At 63.1% G+C, this 17,327-nt stretch carries 15 protein-coding genes; 2 read left to right on the plus strand and 13 right to left on the minus strand.

What is annotated here, in order from left to right:
- Nucleotides 1–8: 8 nt before the first annotated feature.
- Nucleotides 9–1,034, minus strand: a complete 1,026-nt coding sequence (locus J2J99_RS27875; RefSeq protein ID WP_168300499.1) for a sulfate ABC transporter substrate-binding protein — start codon at nucleotides 1,032–1,034, stop codon at nucleotides 9–11.
- A gap of 358 nt (nucleotides 1,035–1,392) precedes the next feature.
- Between J2J99_RS27875 and J2J99_RS27880 the strand changes: the two genes are divergently transcribed.
- Nucleotides 1,393–2,409 carry a porin gene (locus J2J99_RS27880; RefSeq protein ID WP_168300500.1) on the plus strand — a complete coding sequence of 339 codons (1,017 nt, stop codon included), beginning with the start codon at nucleotides 1,393–1,395 and terminating at the stop codon, nucleotides 2,407–2,409.
- 48 nt (nucleotides 2,410–2,457) lie between these two features.
- Here the strand turns inward: J2J99_RS27880 and J2J99_RS27885 are convergent, their stop codons facing one another.
- The 8 genes from J2J99_RS27885 to J2J99_RS27920 all read right to left on the minus strand — a co-directional run bounded on the left by J2J99_RS27885 (nucleotide 2,458) and on the right by J2J99_RS27920 (nucleotide 12,045).
- Nucleotides 2,458–2,913 (minus strand): PTS sugar transporter subunit IIA, encoded by a 456-nt coding sequence (locus tag J2J99_RS27885; protein WP_168300501.1) that lies wholly within the window; start codon nucleotides 2,911–2,913, stop codon nucleotides 2,458–2,460.
- Between the two features lie 50 nt (nucleotides 2,914–2,963).
- Nucleotides 2,964–3,656 (minus strand): response regulator transcription factor, encoded by a 693-nt coding sequence (locus tag J2J99_RS27890; protein WP_168300502.1) that lies wholly within the window; start codon nucleotides 3,654–3,656, stop codon nucleotides 2,964–2,966.
- Nucleotides 3,653–6,361 (minus strand): sensor histidine kinase, encoded by a 2,709-nt coding sequence (locus tag J2J99_RS27895; protein WP_168300503.1) that lies wholly within the window; start codon nucleotides 6,359–6,361, stop codon nucleotides 3,653–3,655. Before J2J99_RS27895 ends, J2J99_RS27890 begins: the two co-directional genes overlap by 4 nt.
- Before the next feature lie 300 nt (nucleotides 6,362–6,661).
- Complete coding sequence (kdpC, locus tag J2J99_RS27900) at nucleotides 6,662–7,231, minus strand: potassium-transporting ATPase subunit KdpC (RefSeq protein ID WP_168300504.1); 570 nt, start codon at nucleotides 7,229–7,231, stop codon at nucleotides 6,662–6,664.
- Nucleotides 7,232–7,250: 19 nt separating this feature from the next.
- Entirely contained in the window at nucleotides 7,251–9,311 is a 2,061-nt protein-coding gene (gene kdpB / locus J2J99_RS27905) for a potassium-transporting ATPase subunit KdpB (protein ID WP_168300505.1), read from the minus strand.
- 208 nt (nucleotides 9,312–9,519) lie between these two features.
- The gene (gene kdpA / locus J2J99_RS27910; protein WP_168300506.1) at nucleotides 9,520–11,223 is read right to left on the minus strand and encodes a potassium-transporting ATPase subunit KdpA; all 1,704 of its coding nucleotides are present in this window, start codon (nucleotides 11,221–11,223) and stop codon (nucleotides 9,520–9,522) included.
- Nucleotides 11,224–11,292: 69 nt separating this feature from the next.
- The gene (locus tag J2J99_RS27915) at nucleotides 11,293–11,382 is read right to left on the minus strand and encodes a K(+)-transporting ATPase subunit F (RefSeq protein WP_003547774.1); all 90 of its coding nucleotides are present in this window, start codon (nucleotides 11,380–11,382) and stop codon (nucleotides 11,293–11,295) included.
- Between the two features lie 300 nt (nucleotides 11,383–11,682).
- Complete coding sequence (locus J2J99_RS27920; protein ID WP_168300507.1) at nucleotides 11,683–12,045, minus strand: copper resistance CopC family protein; 363 nt, start codon at nucleotides 12,043–12,045, stop codon at nucleotides 11,683–11,685.
- A 463-nt stretch (nucleotides 12,046–12,508) separates the two neighbouring features.
- Here J2J99_RS27920 and J2J99_RS27925 point away from each other — a divergent pair, with 463 nt between their 5' ends.
- On the plus strand, nucleotides 12,509–13,552 hold the full coding sequence (locus J2J99_RS27925; RefSeq protein WP_168300508.1) for an NAD(P)-dependent alcohol dehydrogenase: 1,044 nt from the start codon (nucleotides 12,509–12,511) through the stop codon (nucleotides 13,550–13,552).
- A gap of 10 nt (nucleotides 13,553–13,562) precedes the next feature.
- Here J2J99_RS27925 and J2J99_RS27930 read toward each other — a convergent pair whose 3' ends face one another.
- The 4 genes from J2J99_RS27930 to J2J99_RS27945 all read right to left on the minus strand — a co-directional run bounded on the left by J2J99_RS27930 (nucleotide 13,563) and on the right by J2J99_RS27945 (nucleotide 17,272).
- Nucleotides 13,563–14,132 (minus strand): DedA family protein, encoded by a 570-nt coding sequence (locus tag J2J99_RS27930; protein WP_168300509.1) that lies wholly within the window; start codon nucleotides 14,130–14,132, stop codon nucleotides 13,563–13,565.
- A gap of 41 nt (nucleotides 14,133–14,173) precedes the next feature.
- Nucleotides 14,174–15,535, minus strand: coding sequence for an FAD-containing oxidoreductase (locus J2J99_RS27935; protein ID WP_168300510.1), 1,362 nt, complete (start codon nucleotides 15,533–15,535; stop codon nucleotides 14,174–14,176).
- Complete coding sequence (locus J2J99_RS27940) at nucleotides 15,532–15,993, minus strand: DUF4126 family protein (protein ID WP_168300511.1); 462 nt, start codon at nucleotides 15,991–15,993, stop codon at nucleotides 15,532–15,534. Before J2J99_RS27940 ends, J2J99_RS27935 begins: the two co-directional genes overlap by 4 nt.
- Nucleotides 15,994–16,084: 91 nt before the next feature.
- Nucleotides 16,085–17,272 carry an acyl-CoA dehydrogenase gene (locus J2J99_RS27945; RefSeq protein ID WP_168300512.1) on the minus strand — a complete coding sequence of 396 codons (1,188 nt, stop codon included), beginning with the start codon at nucleotides 17,270–17,272 and terminating at the stop codon, nucleotides 16,085–16,087.
- Nucleotides 17,273–17,327: the final 55 nt, after the last annotated feature.

Below are 17,327 nucleotides of genomic sequence, written 5' to 3' on the forward strand. Positions count from 1 at the left end.
GAAATCTATTATTGGGCCGGCTTGTAGATTTGGTCAAATACCCCGCCATCGCCGAAGAATTTCGGCTGCGCTTCCTTCCAGCCGCCGAAGTCATCGATAGTGGCGAGGGTCAGCTTCGGAAAGCGGGCGATGTCGGCCGGATCGGCGGCATCAGGCTTGATCGGCCGGTAATAGTGCTTGGCGGCGATCTTCTGGCCTTCGTCCGAATAGAGGTAGCTGAGATAGGCTTCGGCGACCTTGCGCGTCCCCTTCTTGTCGACATTGCCGTCGACGACGGCGACCGGCGGGTCGGCGCGAATGGAGAAGCTCGGCGTTACGATCTCGAACTGGTCGGGACCAAGCTCTTCGAGCGAGAGATAGGCTTCGTTTTCCCAGGCAAGCAGGACGTCGCCGAGACCGCGCTGAACGAAGGTGGTCGTTGCGCCGCGTGCGCCGGTGTCGAGAACCGGCACATGCTGCAGCAGCTTCGTCACGTAATCCTGCGCCCTGGCGTCATCGCCGCCATTGGCCTGCTTGGCCCATGCCCAGGCGGCGAGGAAATTCCAGCGGGCGCCGCCCGAGGTCTTCGGGTTCGGCGTGATCACCTGGACATCGTCCTTCACCAGGTCGGCCCAATCCTCGATGCCCTTCGGGTTACCCTTGCGGACCAGGAAGACGATGGTCGAGGTGTAGGGCGTCGAATTGTTCGGAAACTTCGTCTTCCAGTCGGCGGGGATCTTGCCGGTCGCCTTGGAGATCGCGTCGATGTCGCCCTCGAGCGCCAGCGTGACGACGTCGGCGTCGAGGCCGTCGATGACCGAACGGGCCTGGGCGCCGGAACCGCCATGCGAGGCCTTGATCGTCACGGCTTCGCCGGTGTCCTTCTGCCACTTGGCGGCAAAGGCGGCATTGAAATCCTTATACAATTCGCGGGTCGGATCATAGGAGACGTTGAGCAGCGCCTGATCTGCCAATACAGGAGCAATGCTCCCGACGACGAAGCTGCCTGCCACGACCGCGGCCGCGAGGAGCCGGGTGAACCTTTGTGTCTGCATGGGGACCCTCCTGTTTACTGTCTTAACTCTATCAAGTTAGTCGCATAATGAAACGAAACATCTTCCGCCTTCTGCCGGGTGGTTGGAATATCATTCCATTTAGGGAGAAATTTTGAAATAGACGTGCCGAAGTTGGCCGCGGCCAATCGCCCGGCCGCCGCCGTCCTGCCGCACAACCGTGTTTTTTTGGCCACAGTTCCCTCTCAAGCAACGCCAGCGATGCTGATTTTTGCCCGCATTTTGCCGCGATGACACTTGCGGATTCCTATATGGCGCCGGTGCGGTCGTATTTGCCGACCGCTACGTGGGGGCATCCCTTGAAATGCGCCTCGCATTCCAACCTGTTAGGGCCATTCAAATGAATATCAGAACTATCCTTTTTGCCTCCGTTGCCGCCCTTGCCGCGGCCACCGGAGCACGTGCGGCCGACGCCATCGTGGCGGCGGAACCCGAGCCCGTGGAATATGTTCGCGTTTGCGACGCCTACGGCACCGGCTATTTTTATATTCCGGGAACGGAAACATGCCTTTCGATCGGCGGTTACATCCGTACGGAAGTGCGGTTCGGTGACCATATCTCCGGCGATTCCGACGTAGACTTCTGGACTCGCGGCCAGGTCACCTTCCAGGCCAAGAACGACACCGAATACGGCACGCTGACCGGCGTCATCACGCTGCGCTACAACGTCGACAATGCTTCCGATCAGGAGGCGCTGCTGGATGAAGGCTACATCGACGTCGCCGGTTTCCGCGTCGGTAAGCTCTACAGCTGGTGGGATGACGACATGAGCGGCGAGACCGATACGCTCGCCAGCAACGAAACGACCCACAACTCGATCCGTTACCAGTACGAGAACGGCGCTTTCGCCGCCGGTCTCTCGGTCGACGAACTGGAAGACGACTACGCCACCAAACCCGGCGAAGGCCCGAATAACTTCGGTGTCGCGGGCCAGGTCTCCTACAAGGCCGGCGCCATCAGCGCTTACCTGCTTGCCGGTTACGACACCGACACCAGCGAAGTCGCGGTGCGTGGTATCGTCTACGCCGATATCGGCCCGGGCACGCTCGGCATCGCCGGCGTCTGGGCAAGCGGCGCCAACTACTACTACGAAGAGTCCGAGTGGACGATCGCAGCGGAATACGCCTTGAAGATCAACGACAAGTGGTCGGTCACCCCCGGCTTCCAGTACTTCGAAAACATCGCCCTTGAGGACGACGGCAACGGCTTCACCGGCGGCAGCGCCTACACCACAGGCGTCACGATCGACTACCGGATCGTCGACGACCTGCGCTCGAAGCTCAGCGTGCAGTATCACGATGAGGATGAAGGCGACGACGAAGTGTTCGGCTTCCTGCGCTTCCAGCGCGATTTCTAAGATCGTCTGATCGCAGACGAGCGGGCGCGACCTTCGGCCGCGCCTTTTTCATACCCGGGAATCGGCGATGAAATCGGAATAGAATTCGTCGGCCGTCCTTGCCTTGCGCATGGCGGCAAGCACGCCGTCCGATTGCAGCCGCCGCGCGATGGCCGACAACACGTTCAGATATTCGCCGCGGTTGTTCTCCCCGAAAAGCAGCACCACGGCGATGTCGGCGGGGATATCGTCGATTGCCTCGAAATCCAGCGGCCGGGAAAAGCGGAGGAGCAGACCGCGCGGGCTGCTCATGCCGTCGATCGCCGCATGCGGAATGGCGATGCCGTTGCCGATCCCGGTGGAGCCGAGCTTCTCGCGGGCTTCGAGCGCCTTCAGGATGATCTGCGCGTCGACCGAAAAGGCGATGGCCGCCTTGTCCGCAATGGTCTGCAGCGCCCGCCATTTCGTCGGAGCCGACACGCCAACGAAAGTGTGTTCCGGCCGGATGATGTTGGGAAGGTTCATGTCATTCTCGATATAATCGGCTCGAAGGTCGGCAACGGGGGAGGGGGATATCAGTCCGGTTCCCGGAGCCGGTAGCCGACGCCGGTCTCGGTGGTTATATAGTGCGGCTGATCCGGTATCTTCTCGATTTTTTGCCTGATTTGTCTGATGTAGACGCGCAGATATTGCACGTCGGCTGCCGGCCCCCATACCTGCTTCAAAAGAAACTGGTGTGTCAGCACCTTGCCCGCATGCTGGGCTAGCACGCGCAGGATGTCGTATTCCTTCGGCGACAGTTTGAGTTCCTCGCCGTCGACCTTGACGATACGCTTGACAAGGTCAATCGAAAGCCCGCCGGTCTGGAAGATCGCCTTTTCGCCTCGCTGCTGCAGCCGGTGACGCAGCGCCACGCGGATGCGGGCGCCGAGCTCATTGATACCGAAAGGCTTGGTGACGTAGTCGTCGGCGCCGCTTTCCAGCGCCTTGACGATCCCGGCCTCGTCGGTGCGGCTGGAGAGGATTACGACGGGCATTGAAAGCCCGCCGTCGCGCCACTGCTGCAAGAGGTCATAGCCCGGTGTGTCGGGCAGGCCAAGGTCGAGCACGACGAGGTCGGGAATGTGATCGGCGACCGACTGGCGGGCGCTTTCGGCGTTCGGCGCCTCCTGCACCTCATAGCCCTGCGCGGTCAGGCCGACGCGGAGCAGCTTGCGGATCGGCGGCTCGTCGTCGACGACGAGAATTTTGACGGCTGAACCGGTCATTTGAGTTCATCCAGTTTCGGAATGTCGTTGGGTATCGGCAGCCGGATAGTGAAGACGGCGCCCGTGCGGCCCCTCCGGTTGCCGGCGGTGATCGTGCCACCCATCGCCTCTGTGAACCCGCGGCAGATGGACAGGCCGAGGCCGGTGCCGGCGCGCACCTGATCGCCCTTGCGCACCCGGTAGAAGGTGTCGAAGACGCGGGCAAGGTCGGCCGGCGGGATGCCGGGGCCCTCGTCCGAAACCTGCACAACGACATTGTCGGCATCGGCCCAGCCTTCGATGTGGATGACAGATCCCTCGGGCGCGTATTTGGCGGCATTGTCGAGCAGGTTGAAGATCACCTGCTCGAACAGCACCGGGTCGACCCGCACCATCGGCAGGTCGGCGGGAATGCTCATCTCGGTCTTGTGGTGTTCGAGGATCTTGGCGGCGCGGGCCAGCGCCGTGCCGACGATGTCGCCGGCATAGTGCGGCGCAGAATTCGGCTCCATTGCGCCGGATTCGATCTTGGTCATGTCGAGCAGATTGGCGATGAAACGGTTGAGGCGCTCCGATTCGTCGACAACGGTGGACAGCAGGTCGCTGCGATCTTCCTCCGGCATCGAGGCGAAATAATCGCGCAGCGTGCCGGCGGCGCCGAGGATTGCGGCAAGCGGTGTCTTCAGGTCGTGCGAGATCGAGGTGAGCAGGGCCGAACGCAGCCGGTCGGCTTCGGCCGCCAGCCTTGCCCGGTCGACATCGGCGACGAGCTGGACGCGTTCGATGGCAAGGGCCGCCTGGTCGGCCAGCGCGTCGAGGAGGCGCTGCTGCTCGGGCGTCAGAAGCGGCCCGTCGCGGCGGTCGCTGTCGAGGCCGATGACGCCGACGGCAGCGCGCCCGGTTCTGAGCGGCACGTAGAGGCGTTTGGCGCCGGGCAGGGTATCGGCGCCGCGGCCGGCGGCGTGATTGTGCTCCCAGGCCCAGCGGGCGGCGGCGATATCGGCCTCGTCGAGCGTGTCGTCAGGGGGATAACCGGCCTTGACGGCGATGCTGCCTTCCTCGGGCAGCAGCAGCACGACGCGGACCTTCAGCATCGAGGCAAGCTGAAAGGCGGTCGCCCAGAGCACGTCGTCGAGCGTGCCGGTGCCGGCGAGCTTCTTCGAGAAGAGATAGAGATCTTCGGTCGTGCGCGCCCGCTGCCGGGCGGCGGCGGCCTGACGCTGCACGGTCGCGGTCAGGTTACTGGCGATGATGGCAACGCCCAGGAAGAAGAACAAGGCGAGCACGCTTTCCGGATCGCTGATTGTCAGCGTGTAGCGCGGGGGCAGGAAGAAGAAGTTGAAGGACAGCGCGCCGAGAATGCAGCTGTAGAGCGCCGGCCGCAACCCATGCAGGACGGCGGAGCTCAGCACCGCCATCAGGAAGACCAGCGCGAGGTTGCGCACGTCAAGCACCTGGTCGAGCACGATACTGACGCCGAGCGCGACGGCGACATAGACGGTCGCCAGCAGATAGGCTCTGAAATCCAGCTTCGGTGCAGTGGCGGCGGCCTTGATGCCGCGCGCGGTGGTGCCGTCCCTCTCGTTGCCCGAGATGACATGGACGCTGATCTCGCCGGTCTTGCGGATCAGTTCGTCGGTAATCGAGCGGTTCCACCAGTCGCGCCATGTCGGCTTCTTCGGCGCCCCGATGACGATGTGGGTGACGTTGTTGGCGGTGGCATGGCGGACGAGTTCCTCCGCCACCTCGCGGCCGGGAATGGTGATCGCCTCGCCGCCTAGCTGTTCGGCAAGTCGCAGCGTCGAGGCGATCGTATCGCGCTCGGCTTCGCTGAGGTTGATCGAGCGGTTGGTCTCGATATAGACGGCGGCCCAGGGTGCGCGCAGGCGCGAGGCCATGCGGGCGGCGTAGCGCACCAGCGAGGCCGAGCGCGGGTGATGATCGACCGAGACGAGGACGCGTTCGCCCGCCGCCCAGGGGCCGGAGATGGCGTGGGCCTGCATATGGGTCAGCAGTTGGTCGTCGACGCGCTGGGCGGTCTTGCGCAGCGCCAGTTCCCGCAACGCCGTCAGATTGCCCGGGGTGAAATAATTGGTCAGTGCCCGCTCGGCGGTGCGCGGCATGTAGACCTTGCCGTCATGCAGACGCTTGATCAGATCATCCGGGGTCAGATCGATGATCTCGACATCGTCGGCGAGATCGATGATCGAGTCCGGCACCGTCTCGCGCACTCGGATACGGGTGATCTGCGAGACGACGTCGTTCAGGCTCTCGACATGCTGAATGTTCAGCGTCGTATAGACGTCGATGCCGCGATCGAGCAATTCCTTGACGTCGAGGTAACGCTTCGGATGGCGGCTGCCCTCGGCGTTGGTATGTGCGAGTTCGTCGACCAGCACGAGATCCGGTCTGCGGGCAAGGATGCCGTCAAGGTCCATCTCCTCGAGCGCCCGGCCCTTATAATCGATCTGGACGCGCGGGATGATCTCGAAGCCGGCGACCAGCGCCTCGGTCTCTTTGCGGCCATGGGTTTCGACGACGCCGATGACGACGTCGAGCCCGTCGGCGAGCTTGGCGCGGCCGGAGATCAGCATCTCATAGGTCTTGCCGACGCCGGGAGCGGCGCCAAGGAAGATCTTCAGACGGCCGCGCATCTCCGCCCGGGCTTTTTCGAGAAGCGCGTCGGGCGAGGGCCTGCCGGCCTGGTCGCGATTGTCGTCTGGCATGCGTGTGGTCTTTCTGCGAACGGCTACCGAGAATGCGCTACGTCTCCGTATCCCTCATCAACTCAGTGCAGCCGAGATCCCGGCATTGTTTGGTTCAATTGGTGGATGGCGTGCCCTGACACGGGAGTCCGCGCCGTAAATGGTGCATACGCCCGCCCCACCCTCCGTCATGCTCGGCCTTGAGCCGAGCATCCACAGCCGCATCCACTGGTAGCTGCGGCATGGATCCTCGGGTCAAGCCCGAGGATGACGGAGAGTGGAGTTGGCCTTTTCGCCAAGCCCGTAGTGAAGCTGCCAAACTCACTCAGTCATAGAAGCATCAAGGCTCCGATTCAACGCCAGAACATTGACGGTGGGTTCGCCGAGAATTCCCAGTTCGCGGGCCTGGACGGCGCCGTCGACCAGCGCTTTGACCTTGGCTTCGTCAAGGTTTCGTGCCTTGGCGACGCGGGCCACCTGGAAGTAGGCGGCTTCGGGCGAAATATCGGGATCGAGGCCACTGCCGGAGGCCGTAACGAGATCGGCGGGCACCTCCGCGTCCGGGTTCGTGGCTTTCGCGGCCTGATAGTCACCCTTGACGCGGTCGATCAGCTTCTGGCTGGTCGGGCCGAGGTTCGAGCCGCTGGAGGCAGCGGCATCGTAGCCGTCGCCGGCAGCCGACGGGCGGCCGTGGAAATATTTGTCTGTCGTGAAGGCCTGGCCGATCAGCGCCGAGCCGATCACCTGGCCATTCTTCTCGATCAGGCTGCCATTCGCCTGGGTGGGGAAGAGCGCCTGGGCCGCACCGGTCATGGCAAGCGGGTAGAGAAGGCCTGTTATGGCGGTGGTGGCGACGATCATGACGATCGCCGGGCGAAATTCTTTCAACATTGTTGTCAACTCCTTGATGTCAGGCGAGGCCGAGGGCGGCGACGGCCAAGTCGATGGCCTTGATGAAGACGAAGGGCACGAGGATGCCGCCGAGGCCGTAGATCAGCAGGTTGCGTGACAGAAGCGCCCCGGCGCCGATCGGACGATAGCGCACGCCCTTCAAGGATAGCGGGATCAGCGCGATGATGATCAGGGCGTTGAAGATAATCGCCGAGAGGATGGCGCTTTGCGGCGTCGACAGTCCCATGATGTTGAGCACACCGAGCTGCGGATAGAAGGTCAGGAACATCGCCGGGATAATGGCGAAATACTTGGCGATGTCGTTGGCGATCGAAAAGGTCGTCAGCGCGCCGCGTGTCATCAGCAGCTGCTTGCCGATCTCGACGATCTCGATCAGCTTGGTCGGATCGCTGTCGAGGTCGACCATGTTGCCAGCCTCGCGGGCGGCGACCGTGCCGGTGTTCATGGCGACGCCGACATCGGCCTGGGCGAGTGCCGGCGCATCGTTGGTACCGTCGCCGCACATGGCGACGAGCTTGCCCTTGGCCTGTTCCTCGCGCATCAGCGCCAGCTTCATCTCCGGCGTTGCCTGGGCGAGGAAATCGTCGACGCCGGCCTCGGCGGCGATGGCGGCTGCCGTCAGCGGATTGTCGCCCGTGATCATCACGGTGCGGATGCCCATACGGCGCAGCTCCGTGAAACGCTCGCGGATGCCGCCCTTGACGATGTCCTTCAGCTGGATGACACCGAGCAGCCGGCCGTCGCGGGCAACGGCGAGCGGCGTGCCGCCCGATTTGGCGATCTCGTCGGCGATCGACTGCAGATCGCGCATCACTTCGCTGCCGTTCTTCGAGGGTGTGTCGCCGTTGACATAGGCGAGCACAGCATCGACCGCACCCTTGCGGATCGAAGCACCTTCGAGATCGACGCCGCTCATGCGGCTTTGGGCGGTGAAGGCAACGAACGTCGCCTTGAGGCTCGCCATGTCGCGGCCGCGGATCGCATATTTTTCCTTGGCGAGCACGACGATGGAGCGGCCTTCCGGCGTTTCGTCGGCCAGTGAGGCAAGCTGGGCGGCATCGGCAAGTTCCTGTTCGGAAACGCCGCGGACCGGGCGGAAGCTGGTCGCCTGGCGATTGCCCAGCGTGATCGTGCCGGTCTTGTCGAGCAACAGCGTATCGACGTCGCCGGCAGCTTCGACGGCACGGCCGGACATGGCGAGCACGTTGAAGCGGACGAGACGGTCCATGCCGGCAATGCCGATCGCCGACAGCAGCGCGCCGATCGTCGTCGGAATCAGGGTGACGAAGAGGGCGACGAGCACGATGATCGGGATCGAGCCGCCGGCATAGATGGCAAAGCTCGGGATCGTCGCGGTGGCGAGCACGAAGATCAGCGTCATCCCGGCAAGCAGGATGTTGAGTGCGATCTCGTTCGGCGTCTTCTGGCGTTGAGCACCTTCAACCAGCGAGATCATCCGGTCGAGAAAGGTGGAGCCGGCCGCCGCGGTGATGCGCACGCGGATCCAGTCGGACAGCACCTGCGTGCCGCCGGTCACTGCCGAGCGGTCGCCGCCGGATTCGCGGATGACGGGGGCGGATTCGCCCGTGATCGCTGCTTCATTGACAGAGGCGACACCCTCAATGACCTCGCCGTCCGACGGGATGATGTCGCCCGCCTCGACGAGAACGACGTCGCCGACCTTGAGGCTGGTGCCCGGCACGATACGATAGTCGCTGCCGTTGTTGCCGGTGAGCAGCTTCGCCTGGGTTTCAGTGCGCGCCTTGCGCAGGGAATCGGCCTGCGCCTTGCCGCGGCCTTCGGCGACGGCTTCGGCGAAGTTGGCAAAGAGCACGGTGAACCAGAGCCAGAGATTGATCTGGAAGGAGAAGCCGAGATTGCCGTTGCCGGCCGCGAGGTCGCGCAGGAAAAGCACGGTGGTGAGCACCGAGACCGTGGCCACGACGAACATCACCGGGTTTCTGGCGAGTGCGCGCGGGTCGAGCTTTTTGAAGGCGGCGCCGACGGCCGGAATTAGGATGCGAGAATCGACGATACTCGCGGATTTTGCCTGGCTCATAAGAGACTCCAGCTTTGAAACGAGGATGGCAGACCGATGTCGGTTAGCCCTGTAAGATCTTGAAGGTCGCCGCGGCGACGAGCAGGCCTGCCGTCATCAGCAGAATGATGTCGGAGGCCTGTAGCCTCGGGCTGTCTCCACGTCCCGGCGCGCCGGGACGTGGAAGAGAAGCGTGGCGAAGCCTGTGGCGGATGATCACGGCATCGCCTCAGAAGGTTTGGCCGGCGATCGCGACCAGGTGTTCGACGACGGGGCCGAGCGCCAAGGCCGGAAAGAAGGTCAGGCCGCCGACGATCAGGATCGTGCCGACGAGCAGGCCGACAAAGAGCGGACCGTCGGTCGGGAAGGTGCCGGCCGAGGCCGGAACCGTCTTCTTGGCGATCAGCGAGCCGGCGATGGCAAGGGCCGGGATGATCACCAGGAAGCGGCCCATCAGCATGCCGATGCCTAGTGTCACGTTGTACCAGGGCGTGTTGCCGGTCAGGCCGCCGAAAGCCGAGCCGTTATTGGCCGCAGCCGAGGTATAGGCATAGAGGATTTCGGAGAAGCCGTGCGGGCCGGCCGTGCCGACGGAGGCGACGGCGCTCGGCAGAACCGAAGCGATTGCGGTGAAGACCAGCATGGCGAGCGGCAGGCAGAGGATGGCGAGAACGGCCATCTTCATTTCCTTCGCCTCGATCTTCTTGCCGAGATATTCCGGCGTGCGGCCGACCATCAGGCCGGCGACGAAGACGGCGACGATGATAAACAGCAGAATACCGTAAAAGCCCGCACCGACACCGCCGACGATGATCTCGCCGAGCTGCATGTTGATCAGCGGGATAAGGCCGCCGAGCGCAGTAAAGCTGCCGTGCATCGCATTGACCGCGCCGCAGGAGGCGGACGTGGTAATGACGGCGAACAGCGAGGACAGGGCAATGCCGAAGCGGACTTCCTTGCCCTCCATGTTGCCGCCGCCGAGACCAAAGGCGTGCATCAGCGGGTTGCCCGCTGCTTCAGCCCAATAGGTGACGATAACGCCGGCGACGAACAGCACGCCCATCGTGGCAAGAATCGCCCAGCCCTGACGCTGATTACCGACCATGCGGCCGAAGACATTGGTCAGCGCCGCGCCGATCGCGAAGATCGAGACCATCTGGATAAGGTTGGATATCGCATCGGGGTTTTCGAACGGATGGGCGGAATTGGCGTTGAAGAAGCCGCCGCCATTGGTGCCGAGCATTTTGATCGCGAGCTGCGAGGCGACTGGGCCGACGGCGATTGTCTGCTGCGCGCCTTCGAGCGTCGTCGCATTGACATAGGGTCCGAGTGTCTGGGGCACGCCGAGATAGACATAGACGAGCGTCAGTACGATGCAGGTGGGAAGCAGGATATAAAGCGTGCTGCGGATCATATCGACCCAGAAATTGCCGATCGCCTTGCCGGACGCCCGTGCGAAGGCCCGGATGAAGGCGACGGCGATGGCCATGCCGGTGGCAGCGGAGAGGAAGTTCTGCACCGTGAAGCCGGCCATCTGGGCCAGATACGACATGGTGCTTTCACCGCCGTAATTCTGCCAGTTCGTATTTGTGGTAAAGCTGACGGCGGTGTTGAAGGAAAGGTCCGTCGGGACGGCGGCCATGCCGGCTGGATTATAGGGCAGGATGTCCTGCAGGCGCAGGAGCGCGTAGAGGAAGAGGACGCCGAGCAAGTTGAATAGCAGCATCGCAAAGGCGTAGGAGGTCCAATGCTGCTCCTCGCGTTCGCTGGTGCCGGCAACGCGGTAAAGCCCCCGTTCGATCGGAACGAGGACGGGTGACAGGAATGTGCGCTCGCCGTTGTAGACACGGGTCATGTAACCGCCGAGCGGTTTGACGAGCACGAGGACGATCCCGCAATAAAGCAGGATCTGAAGCCATCCGTTGAGGGTCATGGAGGTAAACTTTCAATACCTGGCTGGCTCCCGGTCGCGCATGAGCGATCTCAGAAGCGCCGGTTCTCTTCAAAAGCGTTCTGGGCGAAGGAGAGCGTAGGTGAGGTAAACGGTAAGAAACACGGTTACGGCACCGCTCAAGACATAATCGAGGGTCATCGTCGTTTCTCCGGTTACAGCCTGTCGCAGGCTCTGGTGTAGGCAAAGCACAGCGCGAAGAATATGATCGCGGTGCCAAGCAGAATGATATCCATCATGATCGTGACTCCTGTTGCTTTCTTGGAGTCAGACAAGACAAAGGGCGCCCTTCTCTTTGGAAGGGCCGCCTTTCATGCTTTCTGGCGTGGAGATGATCGTTCGATCTCTCAGCTGTGAATATGGAGCCGGAGGGCATAAAGGTTCGAGACGGCCGAAGGGCCATCAATATAAAAATCTTATAAATGCTTTTCCGCAAGCGAGCTAAGGATCGACCCGGAACTGGTATTTGCCTTCGGCGCTGCGGCCGTCCATCGAGAGCACGCGCCAGTCGACCGTATAGAGGCCGGGCGCCATGGCAGGATCGAGCGGAATCTTGAAGATCGATTCCTCGGGGCCGGAGAGAAACGGCTTGCCTGTGGGAAGCACCGTACCCTCGGCGTCGAGCAGCACGGCCGTGGAACGGGCAAGATCGACCGGGCCGGTGAAGGTGAGTTCGAGGTTGGCCGGCGCCAGTCTTTCTTCCTCCTGCGGCGGCGGGAGGGATGCCTGCTCCAGGGCCGCAGACGCCTCACCCGCGGTGAAGAAAAGGCAGGCAAACAGACAGAATGACACAATCGACTTCATGATGGTCTTCCTTATCGTGCCGATCCGCATGTGCCCGGAGCCGTCATGCTTCCGCGACGCCATGCCGACGCATCACTTTAACGCTGTGGAGGATGATTTCGATCCCTAGTTTTTGCGATAACGCGCACCGGCCGCGGCTGACGGCCTTTCGGCAGCGCGGCGATCAGATCCACAAGACGCTGCCAGAATTGTCGCAATGACCTCGATATCGTCGTGCCGCTCTTCATCTCTTTGCCTGTCCTGATTGCGGGGATCTGGAACTGAGACTGTACTCCCCAACGGTTCCGGCCGGAATCATGCGGAGGTCTGGAAACGCGACTCTTTCGGATTATAGAAAATGGGCATTTCATCACATGTTGAGCAAAAGCTTGTCTGGTGCGATTGAATTGCCGCCGCTTACGGTCTTATAGTCCGTATCGACGGCACCCGCTGAATCGCGGGGCAAAAGGGAAGGAAACCGATCATGACCAAAGTCCGTGCGCTGGTGCTGGAGCACCAGCATGAGCTTGCGCTTCGCGATATCGATCTGCCGCTCGAGACAGGGCCCGGGCAGGTCAAGATCAGGATTCATACCGTCGGCGTCTGCGGTTCGGATGTGCATTATTATACCCATGGCAAGATCGGTCCCTTCGTCGTCAACGCGCCGATGGTGCTCGGCCATGAGGCGGCTGGCACGGTGGTCGAGGTCGGGGGTGGCGTCACACATCTGAAAGTCGGCGATCGCGTCTGCATGGAACCCGGCATTCCCGATCCGAATTCTAAGGCGAGCCGGCTCGGTCTGTACAATATCGATCCCGCCGTCACCTTCTGGGCGACGCCGCCGATCCATGGCGTGCTGACGCCGGAGGTCGTGCATCCCGCCAATTATACGTTCAAGCTGCCCGACAATGTCAGCTTCGCCGAAGGCGCCATGGTCGAGCCCTTCGCCGTCGGCATGCAGGCGGCGAGCAAGGCAAAGATTGCGCCAGGCGACACCGCCATCGTCCTCGGGGCCGGCCCGATCGGCACGATGGTGGCGATCGCGGCGCTTGCCGGCGGCTGTGCCCGGGCGATCGTCGCCGATCTCGCCCAGCCGAAGCTCGATATTGCCGCGCAGTACCAGGGTGTCATCCCGGTCAACATTCGCGAGAAGAACCTGATCGAGGAAGTCGCCCGACTGACCGACGGCTGGGGTGCGGACGTCGTCTTCGAATGCTCCGGATCGCCGAGGGCCTGGGAGACGATCATGGCGCTGCCGCGCCCGGGCGGCGTCATCGTCGCCGTCGGCCTGCCGGTCAACCCTGTTGGTTTCGACGTCTCGACGGCAACGACCAAGGAGATCCGCATCGAGACGGTGTTCCGTTACGCGCATCAATATGAGCGCTCGATCGCGCTGCTCGCCTCGGGCCGCGTCGACCTGAAGCCGCTGATATCGGAGACCTTCACATTCGAGGATTCGATCAAGGCCTTCGATCGCGCCGTCGAGGCCCGGCCGAGCGACGTGAAGCTGCAGATCGTCATGGAGTAAGTGCCCGCCTCTACGAGTGGCGCGCACTTGGTCTCATTTTGCGAAAGGCAAAGGCGGCGGCTGCAACGACAGCCGCCGCTCCGGCAGCAATCAGCAGATGGCGGTGGAGGGGAAGATGGCCCAAGATCTGCTGGACGCCGTGCCCGAAGAGGTAGCCGAGCCCCGTAAAGAGCAGCCCCCATGCCAGGGCGGCCACGGCATTGAGGACGACGAATTTGCCGCCCGGTATTCGTGTGGTCCCGATGACGACAGGGCTGATCGTCCGCAATCCCACCAGGAAACGAAACGCAAGAATGAATCCGGTCGGATATTTCTCGAGAAGCCGGGTTGCGCGGGTGAGCGCCGGCTTCTCCATCAGCCGGCGGACGAAGCCCCATCGAGTGGCGTAACGGCCGGCGAAGAACCAGAACTGATCGCCGACGAAGGATCCCGCCACGGCCGCGGATGCCGCCGCCCAATAGCTCAGCAGCCCGCGATGGGCAACGACGCCGCCGAGGAAGGCGGCCGTTTCGCCTTCAATGGCCGCACCCAGGAAGATCGCCAGCAGGCCGTAATTCTCGATCAGCAGTTCAATAGACATGACGGCTCGCCCCCACCTGTTCCCGAAGCGTCAGGTAACCGTCAAACGGGCTTCAAATCGCCGAGCAGTGTCGGGATCAGTTCCGACACCGTCGGGTGGATCGGCACCGACCATTTCAGCGTCGGATAGGGCGTGCCGGCATTCATCGCGTCGATCAGGCCGTGGATCACCTCGTCTCCCTCGATGCCCAAAATCGCCGCGCCGAGAATTTCCTTGGTCTCGGCGTCGGCGATCACCTTCATGAAGCCCTTGGTCTCGCCGCGCTCATTGGCGCGGCCGACGCGGCTCATCGGCCGGGTCGAGACCATGATCCGGCGTCCAGACCCGCGCGCCTGTTTCTCGGTCATGCCGACGCGGCCGAGCGGCGGGTCGATGTAGAGGGCATAGGCGGGGATGCGGCTCGACAGCTTGCGGTTGTCGCCGTCCAGAAGATTGGCGGCGGCGATCTCGAAATCATTGTAGGACGTGTGAGTGAAGGCGCCGTGGCCGTTGCAGTCGCCGAGCGCAAAGATGCCCTCGACATTGGTGGCAAGCTTGTCGTCGACCGTGATGTAGCCGCGCTTGTCGGTGGCAACGCCGGCGGCATCGAGGCCGAGATCGTCGGTATTCGGCTTTCGGCCGGTGGCGATCAGCACATGGCTCGCATCGATCTCCGCCGAGCCGGCGATGACGCTCACCCCCTTGCCGTTTCCAGCAAAGGCGATGTTGCCGGAGTCGGTATGGACGCCGATGCCTTCTGAACGCAGGATCTCGGCGATCGCATCGGATATATCCTCGTCCTCGCGCGAAGCGAGCTTCGGGCCGTGCTCGATGACACTGACTTCGGCGCCGAAGCGGCGATACATCTGCGCGAATTCCAGCCCGATATAGCTGCCGCCGATGACTGCCAGATGCCGCGGCAGCGTGTCGAGTTGAATGATCGAGGTGCTGGTGAGGTAGTCGATGTCATCGATGCCAGGCAGCTCGGGAATGACAGGTCGCGCGCCGACATTGAGGAAGATGCGCGGCGCGGTCAGGGTCTCGCCGTTGACGCTGACGGTCTTCGGTCCCTCGAAGCGCGCATGACCATAGATCACGCTGATACCGTCCATCCCGGCAAACCAACCGATCAGGCCGTTGCGGGCATTCATCGTCACCGTTTCGGCGCGGGCTCTGACCACCTTCATGTCGATGGCGATCTCGCCGCCGATATTGACGCCGTAGGCGGCAGCACTTCTGGCGACATGGGCGGCACGGGCGCTGGCGACCAGCGTCTTCGTCGGCATGCAGCCGGCATTGACGCAGGTGCCGCCGAGGAATTTGCGCTCGATCAACGCCACCTTCATGCCCTTCTCGACCATGCGGGCGGCAAGAAAGGGGCCGGCCTGGCCGGCGCCGATGACGATGGCGTCGAAGTTTTTCATGACATGACCCCCACAATCAGCGCCGCACCGATGACGGCGACGGCATCCTCGATCAAGGCGGCCGGCAGATCTCTCCCGAAGGAAGCGGCAAGCCTGGCGCGTATGGCGGCGCCACCATAGGTGCCGATGACGGCGCCGATCACGCCGGCGATCAGCCCGCCGAAGAGCAGGCCGCTGGCGGCCCCGATCGTCGCACCAACAAGCGCCCCGGAGACGATGCGGGCGGCAAACTGCATGGGCACCTTGCGCGACGGCGTCGACGGCAGCTGGTCTGCGACCAGTTCGACAACGGCGAGGATCGTGAAGATCCACGGCGTCCAGCGGTAACCCATGAAGGCAAGCGGCGTCTGCGAGACATCGAGCCAGCCGCGCGCCGCGCCCCAGGCGACGGCGGCCGGCGCCGTCATGGTGCGAAGGCCGGAGATGACACCGATCAGCAATGCAAGAAGCAGAAACATGCGCGATCCCCCTCATTGCCGGCGTCGTGCCGCGAGAGGGAAGGTTGCATATTGTCAGGCGCGTGGCAATTCGCCTTGCCGCGCCGGGGCTTTAGTTCGCAAAGGCGGCGATGCCGGTGATTGCCCGGCCGATGATCAGCGCGTGGATGTCGTGCGTGCCCTCATAGGTGTTGACCACTTCGAGGTTGACGAGGTGGCGGGCGATGCCGAATTCGTCGGAGATGCCGTTGCCGCCGAGCATGTCGCGGGCCGCGCGCGCGATCTCCAGCGCCTTGCCGCAGCTGTTGCGCTTGAGGATCGAGGTCAGCTCCACCGGCGGATGGCCTTCCTCCTTCATGCGGCCGAGCCGCAGGCAGCCCTGCAGGCCGAGCGAGATTTCCGCCGCCATGTCGGCGAGCTTCTTCTGGATCAGCTGGTTGGCGGCGAGCGGCCGGCCGAACTGCTTGCGCTCGAGCGTGTATTGCCGTGCTCTGGCATAACAATCCTCAGCAGCCCCGAGCGCGCCCCAGGCGATGCCGAAACGGGCCGAATTGAGACAGGTGAACGGCCCCTTGAGGCCGGTGACGCCGGGCAGCAGATTTTCCTCGGGCACGAAGACCCCATCCATCACCACTTCGCCTGTTATCGAGGCGCGCAGGCCGACCTTGCCGTGGATGGCGGGGGCAGAAAGCCCCTTCCAGCCCTTTTCGAGGATGAAGCCGCGGATGAGGCCGTCCTCGGTCTTGGCCCAGACGACGAAGACATCGGCGATCGGCGCATTCGAGATCCAGGTCTTCGAGCCGGTGAGGCTGTAGCCGCCGTCGACCTTCTTGGCGCGTGTCGCCATCGAGCCGGGATCGGAGCCGTGATCGGGCTCGGTCAGGCCGAAGCAGCCGATCCATTCGCCGGCGGCCAGTTTCGGCAGGTATTTCAGCTTCTGCGCCTCCGACCCGAAGGTGTCGATCGGCACCATCACCAGCGAGGACTGCACGCTCATCATCGAACGATAGCCGCTATCGACCCGCTCGACCTCGCGGGCGATCAGCCCGTAGGCAGTGTAACCGAGGCCGGCGCCACCGTATTCGGGAGAGATCGTCGGGCCGAGCAGACCGAGTTCGCCCATTTCGCGGAAGATTGCGGGATCGGTCTTTTCATTGCGGAAGGCGTCGAGCACGCGGGGCGCGAGCTTTTGCTGCGCATAGGCATGGGCGGTGTCCTGCACCATGCGCTCCTCGTTGGTCAGCTGCTCCACCAGGCGGAACGGATCGGCCCAGTCGAAAACCTCGCGCGTATGCTGCATGGCGGCGTCTCCTCACCCACGATTCAGGCTTGCCTCGCTGAAGGTCGCATAGACC

It is taken from the genome of Rhizobium binae (assembly GCF_017357225.1).
In the GTDB taxonomy this organism is placed as follows: Bacteria; Pseudomonadota; Alphaproteobacteria; order Rhizobiales; family Rhizobiaceae; genus Rhizobium; species Rhizobium binae.